Here is a 13,925-nt window from a genome sequence, read left to right on the forward strand (position 1 = left end):
GGACCTCGCGGAGACGCGAGGTCCGGGTGTCTCAGCGGCCCCTGAGGAAGAGCGCGTCCAGCTCCTTCATCGTCACCTGACGCCAGGTCGGGCGGCCGTGGTTGCAGAGGTCGGCGCGGTCGGTGGTTTCCATGTCGCGCAGCAGCGCGTTCATCTCGTCGAGCGTGAGCCTGCGGTTGGCGCGCACGGCGCCGTGGCAGGCCATGGTGGCGAGGATCTCGTCGTGGGCGCGCTGGACCAGGGTGCTGGCTTCGCCGGTGTCGGACTGGCCCAGCTCGGCCAGCACCGAACGGGCCAGCGCGACCGGATCGGCATCGCGCAGCGCGGCCGGGCGCGAGCGCAGGGCCAGCACGCCCGGCGACAGCGGGCTCAGGTCCAGGCCGAGCTGGGCCAGCGTCGCGGCATGGACCTCGGCGGTGGCGACCTCGGTGGGCGTGGCCGCGAAGGTCGCCGGGATCAGCAGCGGCTGGGCCTGGATGCCCGCTGGCGCGTCGCGTTCACCCGGTTCGACGGCACCGCGCCGCTCGGCGAAGTCGCGCTTGAGGCGCTCGTAGACGATGCGCTCGTGGGCCGCATGCATGTCGACGATGACCAGTCCGCGGCGGTTCTCGGCCAGGATGTAGGCCCCGCCCAGCTGCGCCAGCGCACGACCCAGCGGCCAGGCCTCGTCGGGATCGACCGGGGCCGATGCGATCCCGGTCGGCAGGCCGCCGGGTGCGTAGCCGGCAGCTGGCTCAGCGACTGAGCCACCGGGCGAAGGGCCCGTTCCGGTCGGGCCTGTCGGCGATCGACCTTCCGCAACCGGGTGGCCCCAGGCCCGCGGCGGCACCGGCTGGCCGTAGAGCGCACCGGCCTCCTGCAAGGCCAGCGCGCCCTGCACGCGCGGCATCGCCGTGGGCTGCCATGCCGGGTAGGACCGCGCGGCGGCCGGCATGCCCGCCGCTGGCACGCCCAGGCTGGCCGCGACGCCGGCATCGGCCGGCTGCGCAGACCCTTCGTCCGCGCTGCGCGAGACCGCGATCGCGGCCTCGACCGCGCGGCGCAGGGCCTGGTGGACCTCGCGCGAGTCGCGGAAGCGCACCTCGGCCTTGGTCGGGTGGACGTTGACGTCGACCCGCTCGGGCGGCATCTCCAGGAACAGCACGTAGCTGGGCTGGCGCTGGCCGTGCAGCACGTCCTCGTAGGCCGAGCGCACGCCGTGCGCGACCAGGCGATCGCGCACGTGGCGACCGTTGACGTAGGCGTACTGCAGGTCGGCGCGGGCCCGGGCGGCCTCGGGCAGGCCGACGCGGCCGACCAGACGCAGCGGCCCGGCCTGCGACCCGACCGGCCGGCTCGCGGCGATGAAGTCCGCACCGAGCACGTCGGCGATGCGCTGTTCGGACGTGGCCGCGCGCCACTGCTCGACCAGCCGGCCCTCGTGCCAGACCGCGAAGCCGACCTCGGGCCGCACCAGCGCATGGCGGCGCACGGCGTCCAGGCAATGCGCCAGCTCGGTGGCGTCGGTCTTGAGGAACTTGCGCCGTGCCGGGGTGGCGTAGAACAGCTCGCGGACCTCGACGGTGGTGCCGACCGCGCGCGCCGCCGGGCTCAGCTCGCCGGTCCGGGCGTCGATGCGCATGGCATGCGGCTGGCCGGCATGGCGGCTGGTGATGCTCAGTTCGGCGACCGAGGCGACCGCCGCCAGCGCCTCGCCGCGAAAGCCCATCGTGCCGACCTGTTCGAGGTCGAGCAGGCTGTGGATCTTGCTGGTGGCATGGCGGCGCAGCGCCAGCGGCAGCTCGTCGGCGGGGATGCCGGCGCCGTCGTCCTCGACGCTGATGCCGCGCACGCCGCCGGCGGCCAGGCGCAGCGTGATCTGGCACGCGCCGGCGTCCAGCGCGTTGTCCAGCAGCTCGCGCACGACCGAGCCGGGACGCTCGATCACCTCGCCGGCGGCGATCTGGCTGATCAGCTCGTCGGGCAGCTCGCGGATCGGTCGGCGGGCAGGGAGGGCGGCGCGGGCGGCCGGTCCGTCGGGCAGGTTCATCGACCGGATTCTAGGGAGCGGCCTCCGCCGGCCTGCCGCTTGGGGTCAGCGCAGGTAGCGTCCGCCCGGCCCGATCTGGACCAGCTCGACCAGGCGCGATCCGGCCGGTTCGCCGCGCTGGAAGTCGATGTCCATGCCGGCCAGCGAGAACTTCAGCCCGGCCAGCTGATCGCGCAGCGCGCGGCGCTGGACGCGCGGGCCGACCCGCCGCATCGCCTCGATCAGCACCTGGGCGGTCAGGTAGCCCTCCAGGCTGGCGTAGCCGACGCGCACCTGGGCCGGCTCGCAGGCGCGGCGGTAGTCGCTCAGCGCGGGCTGGGCGTCGCTCCAGGGGTAGGGCACCACCTGGGTCACGACCAGTCCTGCGGCGCGCTGGAGGCCGCCCTCGATCAGGGCCTCGCCGCCGCCCATCGACATCGCGTACAGGGCCGGGTGACGGCGCAGCGCGCGGACCTGGTCGATCAGGCCGAGCACCTGGTGCGCCGGCAGGGCCAGCAGCAGCGCCTGCGGGTCCAGCGCGATCAGCTTGCGGGCGGCTTCCTGCAGCGTCGCGGGGTCGTCGGTGACGCTGGCCTGCGCCAGCGGCCGCATGCCACGGTCGACCAGCGTGGCGGACAGCACGCCGGCCGCCGCATTGCCGTCCGGGCCGCTGCGGCTGACCAGCGCGACGCGGCTCAGGCGCAGCGTGCCCAGGTGGCGCACCAGCGCATCGGCCTCGCGGGCCTGGGTGGCGCGGACATGGAACTGCCAGCCCGGCAGCTGCTCGCGCTGGCGGTCCTGCAGCGACAGCGCGCCCACGCAGGGCGCCCGGCCGTCGGCGGGAATTTGGGCCAGCGCCGCCTGGCAGGCCGCGCCGACCGGTCCGAGCCAGGCCGCGAAGGCGGGCTCCGAGCCCAGCCGCTGGGTCTTCACCGCGAGCATCTCCGGCGCCAGGCCGCTGCTGTCGATGCGGGCCCAGCGCAGCTTGCGGCCGCCGATGCCGCCGCGCGCGTTGGCGCCGTCGATCGCGAGCTTCATCCCGGCGAGCTGCTCATGGCAGGCCGAATCGAGCAGCGCGCCCTGCGGGCCGATCTGCCCGATCACCAGCTCGCCGGCGTCGGCCGCCTGCCCTGGGCGGTGGGCCAGGGCGGGCAGGACGACGGCGGACCGGAGCAGCGAGCGGCGTTGCATGAGCGAAGGCGGGAGGACGGACCGCCAGTGTGCGTGCCCGATGTGGAAGGCCGATGGCCCGAATCGGCAAATTGTCGCAATCTGTGACGGGATGTACGGAAATGTCGCCCCGGATAATCCCGGCCATGGAAATCCTCGCCGTCCTCTTCGACTTCGTGCTGCACGTGGACCAGCACCTGGCCCAGTTCGTGGGTGACCACGGCGCGTGGATCTACGCCTTGCTGTTCTTGATCATCTTTGTCGAGACCGGCGTGGTCGTGATGCCTTTCCTGCCGGGCGACTCGCTGCTGTTCGTGGTCGGCGCGCTGTGCGGCGTCGGTCTGATGAGCCTGCCGCTGGCCATGGCGCTGCTGCTGCTGGCGGCGGTGCTGGGCGACCAGCTGAACTACACGATCGGCCGCTCGATCGGGCCGCGCGTGTTCCAGTGGGAGAAGTCGCGGTTCTTCAACCGCGATGCCTTCCTGCAGGCCCACGCCTTCTACGAGCGTTACGGCGGCATCACCATCGTGATCGCCCGCTTCATGCCCTTCGTGCGCACCTTCGCGCCCTTCGTGGCCGGGGTGGCCGACATGACGCGCAGCAAGTTCGTCGCCTACAACGTCGCCGGCGCGGCGCTCTGGGTGGTCGGCCTGACCGGTGCGGGCTACCTGTTCGGCAACGTGCCCTGGGTGCAGACCCACCTGAGCAAGATCATCTGGGGCTTCATCCTGATCCCCGGCCTGATCGCGCTGTTCGGCGCCTGGAAGGCCCGCCGCCAGGCGACCGCCCAGGCCTGAGCGGCGGCGCCGCGCCGCACGGCCCTGGAACCGACGCGGGAGCGTCGGCGGGGCGGGCTCCCCTGCTTGCGTTCAGACAGTTTTCATCAGCGCAGTTTCTTAATGCTGACTGAATCGTGGTGGATGTCTTGCAACGAAAAACGTCTGGTGTAGCCGTTCTTCTGTGATTTCCACACGTCCGGGGGTCGACTTTGCCGGTTCTGAAGAATTCTTCAGTTCCGGCATTCTGGGTTTATTTCCCACGAGTTGGACAGAAGTGGGACAAATGCGCGGTCAAGTTCCGCACGTGACCCGTTTGGTGTGACTTTCTTGGCGTCGGGAGACGCCTGGCTCCCCTCTGTTGCTGGGTTATTTGGCCCATGCAACGGCGCCCGGCTGGGCGCTTTTGGGCGATTGCTGAGGGGCGGCCGCACTTGTATGGTTCGGTCCACGGACCTTAAGACTTCTTTCATCGACGCCTCTTTCTGTTGCATCCAGATGCGGCATGCCGCGCGTACGAAGAAGCAACGCTGAAGTGAATTCCGACCCACTCCCAGGGTTGAAGTCGTTTCAGTTCAGAACGAGACGGTCGAAGACGACCTGAGCCATCCATCGGAGGGAACTGCCATGAAGAACTCGAACAAGACTGCACCCGTCGACGCTGCGACCTCGACGCGTGGCGACGCCGTGCCAACCTGGACCCGCCGCGGCGCCTATGTGCTGGGCGCCCTGGGCGCTGCCTCCCTGTCGGTCGCCGTGACCGCCCAGGTGGTGGTGGACTACTGGGGCGAGCCGCCGACGACGGACGAATCGGCCTACGTGGAGCCGGCCGTCGGCACGGTGGCCAACGACGCGCTGAAGACGCTGGAGCACAGCAACCACGGCTCCTATGAAGGCACCGCCAACGATGCCAAGGCCGACGTGTTCGTCGAGACCTCGGTGCCGCTGACGGCACAGACCACCAACAAGATCCCGACCGGCGGCAAGCCCAGCCCGCTGTTCAACGCGACCTCGTTCAGCGCGCCGCTGCTGATCTTCGAGGAGTTCGGACCGCAGAAGCTCGACCCGACGCTCGACACGTCCGCCAACAAGGGCTTCCCCGCGCCGACGCTGGGCGCCGCACCGGCCCAGCATCCCAGCCAGCTGACCCGCAGCGCGCCGTCGGCCGAGGCGATCGAGGGCTTCCTCGGCCAGAAGGGCATCAAGCCCTTCCCGGCAGCGCATGCCAACACCTTCGACCAGAACCCCTGGAACGCGGTGGCTTCGGAGTTCATCGGTCGCGACATCAAGGGCCCGGCCGAAGGCCGTCCGCCCGGCGAGGGCTGGGCGCACCAGCGCTGGAACGAGATGTACCCGCAGACCTTCTTCCAGACCGTGCAGGGCACGTCGCGGATGAACCTGGGCCTGCGCGACAAGGTCCAGCTGCACGGCTACGCCAAGGGCGAGTTCGCGCCGGGCGGCCTGTACCACAACACCGCCGGCGTGCCGGCCACCGCCGGCACGACCAAGGGCATCGACATCCGCTTCCACCCGGGCCTGCCGGTGCAGCAGGCCGCCTCGGTCTGGACCTTCGACGGCACGATGCCGCCGAAGCTGCTGATGGTGCGCTACGGCGAAGGCGTGCTCATGCGCCACTACAACGGCCTGCCGGTCGATCCGGCCGCCAACAAGGGCTTCGGCCTGCACACGATCTCGACCCACCAGCACAACGGCCACAACCCGGCCGAGTCCGATGGCGTCGCGCAGGCCTTCTTCTTCCCCGGCCAGTTCTACGACTACCGCTGGCCGGTCCAGCTGGCCGGCTACGACACCATCAACACCGGCGCGACCGACCCGCGTGCCGGCTACCCCTGCGTGCCTGGCGAGACCCTGTGGGTCAACGACGCCACGCCGGGCAAGAAGACCTGCCCGGCCGACGGCGTGATCCGCATCCGCGGCGACTGGCGCGAGACCGCCAGCACGCTGTGGTTCCACGATCACATGCTCGATTTCACGGCGCAGAACGTCTACAAGGGCAACGCCGCGATGATGAACGTCTACAGCGCCATCGACCGTGGCAACGAGTCGTTCAACTGCCACTACAAGGACCCGAACGCGGGCAAGGCCGGCGTGATCCCGAAGAACGTCAACCTGTGCCTGCCCTCGGGCAGCGCCATGCCCTGGGGCAACCGCGACTACGACATCAACCTCGTGATCGGCGACAAGGCCTGGGACAAGGACGGCCAGCTGTGGTTCAACGTGTTCAACAAGGACGGTTTCCTCGGTGACCGCATCCTGACGAACTTCGTCTACCACCCCTACCTGGACGTGCGTGCGCGCCGCTACCGCTTCCGCATCCTCAACGGTTCGGTCGCGCGCTACCTGTCGGTCGCGCTGGTCAAGGAGTTCCCGGGTGCCGGCGGCACGATCAAGGGCACCGGCGGCAAGACCTACACGCCGATCCCCTTCCACATGATCGGCAACGACGGCAACCTGATGGAGCATGCCGTCGCCTTCGACGGCAAGGCCGACCTGGACGCCAACGGCAACAAGGCCGAACACGCCGGCACGCTGCCGCAGCAGGCCATCGGCGAGCGCTACGACATCGTGGTCGACTTCGCCAAGAACGGCATCAAGCCCGGCGACAAGCTGTACTTCGTGAACCTGCAGGAGCACACCGATCCGGTCAAGACCAACAAGCGCCTGCCGCTGGCCGACGTGCTGTCGGGCAAGTACAAGCCGGCCGTGGCGGTTGACGACGACGGCGACAAGGTCCTGGACCGCTGGCGTGACGGTGACCCCGGCATCGGCAAGTTCATGGAACTGCGCGTCAAGGCCCTGGCCGCCGGCCAGGTCGACACCAGCATGGACCCGGCGAACTACGTCGAGGGCAAGCTGAAGATGGTGCCGCTCAAGCTCAACCGCGACAGCGCGACCGACCACGCCAAGCTGCAGAACGCCGTCCATCGTTCCTTCACCTTCGGCCACAGCGGTGGCACCGACGATCAGCCGTGGACCGTGAAGGTCGACAACGACGCCGGCTACACCGCCGACATGCGCCGCATCTCGGCCGCGCCCAAGCTGTCGGTCAACCCGACCGCCGGTGGTTCGGTGCAGAACGATGCGCCGTACGAGGTCTGGTACCTGGAACTCGGCGGTGGCTGGGACCACCCGGTCCACGTCCACTTCGAGGAAGGCATCATCCTGCGCCGCAACGGCAAACAGCCGCCGGCCTGGGAGAAGTACGCCCGCAAGGACATCTTCCGTGTCGGTCCGGACAACCAGGCGGGCTCGTCGGTCGAGGTGGCCTTCCAGTTCCGCGAGTTCGCCGGCACCTTCGTCGAGCACTGCCATTCGACCCAGCACGAGGACAACGCGATGCTGCTGCGCTTCGACATCGAACGCGCCGGCCAGACCCTGGCCATGCCCACGCCGATGCCGACCTGGGACGGCGTGCACTACACCGGATCGGCGGCCCTGACGACCTTCCGCTCCGGCGTGGGCAAGGGCACGACCTACCAGCTGGGCCAGTGAGCTGAGGCGGATGGGGCACCGCGCCGCTGCGGCGGCCGGTGCCGGTTCCAGCAGCCTGAGATGCGAGCGGGGCGATGCACAGGCATCGCCCCGCTTGTCTTTTGGGCGCGGCAAGCGGCCCTTGGCCGAGGCTCAGAGCATCCGGTTGCGGGCCATGCGCGGGTTGCGCGCGAAGTAGCGCGTCACGCCGGTCAGCAGCGCCTGCACCAGCCGGGACTGGTAGGCCGGGTCGCGCAACCGGGCCTCTTCCTCCGGGTTGGAGATGAAGGCGGTCTCGACCAGGATGGACGGGATGTCCGGCGCCTTCAGCACCGCGAAGCCCGCTTGCTCGACCTCGTCCTTGTGCAGCCGCCCGATGCGGCCGATGTGGCCCAGCACCTCGCGGCCGATCTTCAGGCTGTCGCGGATCTGCGCGGTCGTGCTCATGTCCAGCAGCGTGTTGATGACGTGCCGGTCGTTGGCCTTGATGTTGATGCCGCCGATCGCGTCCGAGCGGTTCTCCTGCTGCGCCATCCAGCGCGCGGCCGCGCTGCTGGCGCCACGCTCGGACAGCGCGAAGACCGAGGCGCCGCGCGCGGTCGGCCGGATGAAGGCGTCGGCATGCACCGAGATGAACAGGTCGGCCTGGACCCGCTGGGCCTTGCGCACGCGCTCGTTGAGCGGCACGAAGTAGTCGTCGTCGCGCGTGAGCATGGCGCGCATGCCGGGTCGGCGGTTGATCTCGTCGTGCAGCTGGCGGGCGATGCGCAGCACCACGTCCTTCTCGCGCAGCCCGCTCGGCCCGATCGCGCCCGGGTCCTCGCCGCCGTGGCCGGGATCGATCGCGACGATCACCAGCCGGTTGATGCCGGCCCGGCCGGGCTGGACCGGCGGCAGGCTGGCGGGCGGTGGCACGGTGGCCGTCGGCGGTGCCGAGGCGACCGGCGGTGACGCCGGAGGGCGTGCGGCGACCGGTGGCGAGGAGGGCACGGATGGCGTCGGCAGCGATGGCGTCACCACCGATGGCAAGGGCGGCGCGGCCGGGCGGGTCTCGATCTGGCCGATCAGCTCGCCCAGCGCGTCGTCGACCGACGAGGCGGCATCGGCCGAGGCCTCCGCCGCCGTCGGGTCCGAGGCCGCGCCGCTGGCCGACAGCGCCTGCTCGCGCGCCTGCACCACCTGCAGCAGCGGATCGGGCCGCTGCGCCGGGTAGAGGTCGAACACCAGCCGGTGCCGGTAGGGCGGGATGGGCTGCAGCGAGAACACCTGCGGCCGGCTCGCACGCTTGAGGTCGAAGACCATGCGGACCTTGCGCGGCTCGCTCTGGCCGACCCGCACGCGGGCGATGTTCGGGTCGTTCTGGCCGACCTTGGTGACCAGCTCGCGCAGCTGCGGGCTCAGCTCCAGGTCGTCGATGTCGATGGCCAGGCGCGGCGGGTCCTCGACGGCGAAGTGGCGCGTGGTCAGCGCCAAGTCCGACTCGATGGTCACGCGGGTGTAGTCGGCCGCCGGCCAGACCCGCACCGCGACCAGGTTGGCCGCGCGCGTCGGGCCGCTCCAGGCGCTGAAGCTCAGCAGCACGGTGCCGGAGCGGGCCAGCCACTGTCGACGGTCGATGGGGTACGTCATGGCGAAAACCACGGTTGCGTCGGGGAAGGCTGCACGGCGTCGGCCAGCGCCGCGAGCAGCGCCTCGCCGAGCGGCGTGCCGGCGTCGACCTGCACGGCGCGGCTGCCGTCCAGGCGGGCCTCGATCGTCAGCGCCAGGTCGGCCGGACCGGTCAGGCCGGCGATGCGCTCGGGCCACTCGACCAGCTTGAGTCCGGGTGCGGCGAAGAGTTCGCGGAAGCCGGCGTCCTCCCATTCCTGCGGGTCGCCGAAACGGTAGAAGTCGAAGTGCCAGGCGTCGCCGGCCGGTGGCTCGCCCGACGGGCCTGCGGGCAGCGCGTAGGGCTCGACGATGGCGTAGCTCGGGCTCTTGATGCGGCCGGTGATGCACAGCGCACGCAGCAGGTGCCGCACCCAGGTCGTCTTGCCGGCACCCAGGCCACCGTGCAGCGCGATGCAGGCCCCGCGCAGCGCGGGCAGGGCGGCCAGCCGGCGAGCCATCGCGTCGCAGGCGGCTTCATCGGACCAGGTCAGGGCGAGGTGTCGGTTCAAGTCGGGTCAGGCGCCAGGGGGACTGGCGGGGGGCGTTCCTAGAATCGTCGGATGACCATGAGCCCATCCGATCGGCAAGACACCGATGCCACCTTGCTGGCTCGCGTGTCGCAACAGCTGCGCGGGTGGGCCGGGGCTCTCGGATTCTCCCAGATCGGTGTGGCCGATGTGGACCTGGCCAGCGCCGAACCGGGCCTGATGGCCTGGTTGCAGGCCGGCTTTCACGGCCAGATGAACTACATGGCCGCGCACGGCCTGAAGCGCGCCCGTCCGGCCGAGCTGGTGCCCGGCACCGTGCGGGTGCTCAGCGTGCGGGCCGACTACCTGCCGCGCGACACGCCGCCCGACTGGCGCGAGCAGGAACGCGCGCGCCTGACCCGTCCCGGCGAGGCCGTCGTGTCGGTCTATGCACGTGGCCGGGACTATCACAAGGTCGTGCGCCAGCGCCTGCAGCAGCTGGCCGAGCGCATCGCCGCCGAGATCGGCCCGCACGGTCACCGCGTCTTCTGCGACTCGGCCCCGGTGCTGGAGGTCGAACTGGCCAGCCGTGCCGCGATCGGCTGGCGCGGCAAGCACACGCTGCTGCTCGACCGCGCGCGCGGCTCGATGTTCTTCCTCGGCGAGATCTACGTCGACCTGGCCTTGCCGGTCAGCACGGACATGCCCGGCAAGGCCGATGAACACGGGCCTGTCGACGTTCAGGGCGCCTGTGGCAGCTGCACCGCCTGCCTGTCCGCCTGCCCGACCCAGGCCATCGTCGCACCGTACCGGCTCGACGCCCGGCGCTGCATCAGCTACCTGACGATCGAGCAGGACGGCCCCATCCCGATCGCGCTGCGCACCGCGATGGGCAACCGCATCTACGGCTGCGACGACTGCCAGCTGGCCTGCCCGTGGAACCGCTACGCCAAGGTCAGCGCGCTGCCCGACTTCGACGTCCGCGAGCCCTTCCGCGCCCCGACCCTGCTGGCGCTGTGGGCCTGGGACGAGCCGACCTTCCTGCGCCAGACCGAAGGCAGCGCCATCCGCCGCATCGGCCATGCGCGCTGGCGCCGCAACCTGGCGGTGGCACTGGGCAACGCCTGGCGCGAGACCGGCGACGCGGCCATCGGTGCCGCGCTGCAGGCCGCCGTCGATGCGGCCCCGGCCGATGCCGTGCTGGCCGAGCACCTGGCCTGGGCCCTGTCGCAACGGGGGTGACGGCGCGGGCGCGCGGCGTCGACCAGCATCCCGACGGTCACTCAGCCGCGATCGATCAGGATCGCGCGGAAGTCGTTCACGTTGGTCAGCGTCGGGCCGGTCACGACCGCGTCGCCCAGGGCCTCGAAGAAGCCGTGGCCGTTGTTGTCGGCCAGCTGGTCCAGCGGCTTCAGGCCCTGTGACCAGGCGCGGCCGAGCGTGTCGGGGTCGATCAGCGCACCGGCGGTCTCCTCCTGGCCGTCGACGCCGTCGGTGTCGCCCATCAGCGCGTGCACGCCGCGCTGGCCGTTCAGCGCGATGGCGCAGGACAGCAGGCATTCGACGTTGCGGCCGCCGCGGCCCTTGCCACGCACGGTCACCGTCGTCTCGCCGCCGGACAGCAGCACGCAGGGCGGCGCGAAGGGCTGGCTGCGGCGGGCGATCTGCAGGGCCATGCCGGCGAGGACCTTGCCGACGTCGCGCGCCTCGCCCTCGATCGCGTCGCCCAGGATCAGCGGCGTGTAGCCGCTGTCGCGGGCCACGGCGGCGGCCGCTTCCAGCGCCATCTGCGGCGTGGCGACCATGCGGGTCTCGCAGCCCGCCAGGCACGGGTCGTCGGGCTTGACCGACTCGCCGCGGCCACTGTCCAGCAGCTCGCGCACCGCCTCGGGCAGGTCGATGCCGTAGCGCCGCACGATGCCCCGCGCGTCCTCGCAGGTGCTGGCATCGCCGACGGTCGGACCGGAGGCGATGTCGGCCGGCTGGTCACCCGGCACGTCCGAGATCAGCAGCGTCAGCACCCGGGCCGGGTGGCAGGCGGCGGCCAGCCGGCCGCCCTTGATGGCCGACAGGTGGCGACGCACCACGTTCATCTCGCCGATGGTCGCGCCCGAGGCCAGCAGCGCCCGGTTGACCGCCTGCTTGTCGGCCAGCGTCAGGCCTGGCAGCGGCAGTGGCAGCAGCGACGAGCCGCCGCCCGAGATCAGGCACAGCACGGTGTCTTCCGGACCCAGGCTGCGGGCCAGCGCGAGCAGCCGTCCGGCCGCCGCCAGCCCGGCGTCGTCGGGCACCGGATGGGCCGCCTCGACGATCTCGATGCGCTGGCACGGCACCGCGTAGCCGTAGCGCGTGACGACCAGGCCGCTGAGCTGCGACAGCTCGCCCGGCCAGGCCCGCTCGACCGCCTGCGCCATCGCCGCCGACGCCTTGCCCGCGCCGATCACCACCAGCCGCCCGTTGGGCAGCGAGGCGGGATCCGGCAGGTGCGGCGCGATGCAGACCTCGGGTTGCGCCGAGGCGATCGCGGCCTCGAACATCCGGCGCAGCAGCGTGCGCGCGGGCAGGTGGTTGGTGATGTCGCCGTGCATGGGAAACATCCTAGGTCAGCGGCCCGACCCGATCTCGAAGTTCGCCATCTTTTCCAGCGCCCGCACCATCGCCGAGTGGTCCCAGCCCTTGCCGCCGTGCGCGGCGCAGGCGTTGAACAGCTCCTGCGCGGTCGCGGTGTTGGGCAGGCTGACGCCCAGGGCGCGGGCGCTGCTCAGCGCGAGGTTCAGGTCCTTCTGGTGCAGCTCGATGCGGAAGCCCGGCTCGAAGGTGCGCTTGACCATGCGCTCGCCGTGCACCTCCAGGATGCGGCTGGCCGCGAAGCCGCCCATCAGCGCCTGGCGCACCTTGGCCGGATCGGCACCGGCCTTGGCCGCGAACAGCAGGGCCTCGCCGACCGCCTCGATGTTGAGCGCGACGATGATCTGGTTGGCGACCTTGGCGGTCTGGCCGTCGCCGTGGCCGCCGACCCGGGTGATGTTCTTGCCCACCGTCTCGAACAGCGGCCGGATGCGCTCGAACACCGCCTCGCCGCCGCCGACCATGATGGACAGCGTGGCGTTGCGCGCGCCGACCTCGCCGCCCGAGACCGGCGCGTCCAGGTGGTCCGCGCCGAGTGCCTCGATGCGCGCGGCCATGTCCTTCGTGGCAATCGGCGAGATCGAGCTCATGTCGACCACCGTGGCGCGCGCCGCGCCGGCCGGTCGCTGCCTCAGGCCCTCGGCGATGCCGCCGCCGCCGAACAGCACGGCCTCGACGTCGGGCGTGTCGGGCAGCATGGTGACGATCACGTCGGCGCGCTGCGCCACCTCGGCCGCGCTGGCGCAGCGCGTCGCCGGGCTGTCGACGATGGCCGGCGGCAGCTTGCTGCGGGCGAACACGAAGACCTGGTGGCCGGCGGCGATCAGGTGGCCGCACATCGGCGCGCCCATGATGCCCAGGCCGATGAAGCCGATGCGTTGCTGAGTCATGTGGGGTCTCCTCTCGATGATTTGTCGTGTCGTGTCGTGGCGCGTTCAGTGGCTCACCTTGTGAGCCTGTCGAGCCATCCCAGGCCGGCGACGGTGGTGGTCGCGGGCTTGTACTCGCAGCCGACCCAGCCGCGGTAGCCGATCGCATCGAGGTGCCGGAACAGGAAGTCGTGCGCGATCTCGCCGGTGCCGGGCTCGTGGCGGCCGGGGTTGTCGGCGATCTGGACATGGCCGATGCGCGCGAGGTGGCGGCTCAGCGTGCCGCACAGCTCGCCCTCCATGCGCTGGGCGTGGTAGCAGTCGAACTGGACCTTGGCGTTGGCCGCGCCGACCTCGTCGAGGATGTCCAGCGCCTGCGCGGTGCGGCTGACATGGAAGCCTGGGATGTCGAAGGTGTTGATCGGCTCGATCAGCAGGCCCAGCCCGGCCTTGGCGAGTTCGCTGGCCGCGAAGCGCAGGTTGCCGACCAGCGTGGCGCGCAGCACCCGCTCGTCCGCACCCAGCGGCGCGATGCCGGCCAGGCAGTTCAGCTGCGGCACGCCCAGCGTGCGGGCGTAGCCGATGGCGCGGGCCACGCCGTCGCGGAACTCGTCGACGCGGTCGGGCAGGCAGGCGATGCCGCGCTCGCCGCCGGCCCAGTCGCCGGCCGGCAGGTTGTGCAGCACCATCGTCAGGTCATGGGCTTCGAGCTGGGCCCGCACGACCTCGGCCGGATGCTCGTAGGGGAACTGGACCTCGACGGCGCGGAAGCCGGCCGCAGCGGCGGCGGCGTAGCGCTCGATCATCGGCACCTCGGTGAACAGCATCGAGAGGTTGGCGCTGAAGCGGGGCATGGGACGTCCTG

General features: G+C 71.2%; 10 protein-coding genes. 3 read left to right on the forward strand and 7 right to left on the reverse strand.

Annotated features, from left to right (window positions below):
• Positions 1-31 precede the first annotated feature (31 nt).
• Positions 32-2,029: a DNA mismatch repair endonuclease MutL gene (gene mutL / locus Q8X39_RS04420; RefSeq protein WP_305748423.1), complete on the reverse strand. Its 1,998-nt coding sequence runs from the start codon at positions 2,027-2,029 to the stop codon at positions 32-34.
• A gap of 45 nt (positions 2,030-2,074) precedes the next feature.
• Positions 2,075-3,199 carry an ABC transporter substrate-binding protein gene (locus Q8X39_RS04425; RefSeq protein WP_305748424.1) on the reverse strand — a complete coding sequence of 375 codons (1,125 nt, stop codon included), beginning with the start codon at positions 3,197-3,199 and terminating at the stop codon, positions 2,075-2,077.
• Between the two features lie 125 nt (positions 3,200-3,324).
• On the opposite strand from Q8X39_RS04425, the gene Q8X39_RS04430 reads away from it, so the two are divergent.
• Together Q8X39_RS04430 and Q8X39_RS04435 are read left to right on the forward strand one after the other, a co-directional pair.
• On the forward strand, positions 3,325-3,975 hold the full coding sequence (locus tag Q8X39_RS04430; RefSeq protein ID WP_305748425.1) for a DedA family protein: 651 nt from the start codon (positions 3,325-3,327) through the stop codon (positions 3,973-3,975).
• Positions 3,976-4,581: 606 nt separating this feature from the next.
• Positions 4,582-7,467 carry a multicopper oxidase family protein gene (locus Q8X39_RS04435; RefSeq protein WP_305748426.1) on the forward strand — a complete coding sequence of 962 codons (2,886 nt, stop codon included), beginning with the start codon at positions 4,582-4,584 and terminating at the stop codon, positions 7,465-7,467.
• Between the two features lie 132 nt (positions 7,468-7,599).
• Here Q8X39_RS04435 and Q8X39_RS04440 read toward each other — a convergent pair whose 3' ends face one another.
• Together Q8X39_RS04440 and tsaE are read right to left on the reverse strand one after the other, a co-directional pair.
• Positions 7,600-9,075, reverse strand: coding sequence for an N-acetylmuramoyl-L-alanine amidase (locus Q8X39_RS04440; protein ID WP_305748427.1), 1,476 nt, complete (start codon positions 9,073-9,075; stop codon positions 7,600-7,602).
• The gene (gene tsaE / locus Q8X39_RS04445) at positions 9,072-9,605 is read right to left on the reverse strand and encodes a tRNA (adenosine(37)-N6)-threonylcarbamoyltransferase complex ATPase subunit type 1 TsaE (RefSeq protein ID WP_305748428.1); all 534 of its coding nucleotides are present in this window, start codon (positions 9,603-9,605) and stop codon (positions 9,072-9,074) included. The genes Q8X39_RS04440 and tsaE overlap by 4 nt, the downstream gene beginning before the upstream one ends.
• 57 nt (positions 9,606-9,662) lie before the next feature.
• Here tsaE and queG point away from each other — a divergent pair, with 57 nt between their 5' ends.
• Positions 9,663-10,805 (forward strand): tRNA epoxyqueuosine(34) reductase QueG, encoded by a 1,143-nt coding sequence (gene queG / locus Q8X39_RS04450; protein ID WP_407067964.1) that lies wholly within the window; start codon positions 9,663-9,665, stop codon positions 10,803-10,805.
• Positions 10,806-10,846: 41 nt separating this feature from the next.
• On the opposite strand, the gene Q8X39_RS04455 is transcribed toward queG, so the two are convergent.
• The 3 genes from Q8X39_RS04455 to hyi are packed head-to-tail and all read right to left on the reverse strand — an operon-like array spanning position 10,847 to position 13,914.
• Complete coding sequence (locus tag Q8X39_RS04455) at positions 10,847-12,151, reverse strand: glycerate kinase type-2 family protein (protein WP_305748429.1); 1,305 nt, start codon at positions 12,149-12,151, stop codon at positions 10,847-10,849.
• Positions 12,152-12,166: 15 nt separating this feature from the next.
• The gene (locus Q8X39_RS04460; protein WP_305748430.1) at positions 12,167-13,081 is read right to left on the reverse strand and encodes a 2-hydroxy-3-oxopropionate reductase; all 915 of its coding nucleotides are present in this window, start codon (positions 13,079-13,081) and stop codon (positions 12,167-12,169) included.
• A 53-nt stretch (positions 13,082-13,134) separates the two neighbouring features.
• Positions 13,135-13,914: a hydroxypyruvate isomerase gene (hyi, locus tag Q8X39_RS04465; RefSeq protein ID WP_305748431.1), complete on the reverse strand. Its 780-nt coding sequence runs from the start codon at positions 13,912-13,914 to the stop codon at positions 13,135-13,137.
• Positions 13,915-13,925 lie beyond the last annotated feature (11 nt).

This window comes from Leptothrix discophora (assembly GCF_030705305.1).
GTDB classification, from domain to species: domain Bacteria; phylum Pseudomonadota; class Gammaproteobacteria; order Burkholderiales; family Burkholderiaceae_C; genus Sphaerotilus; species Sphaerotilus discophorus.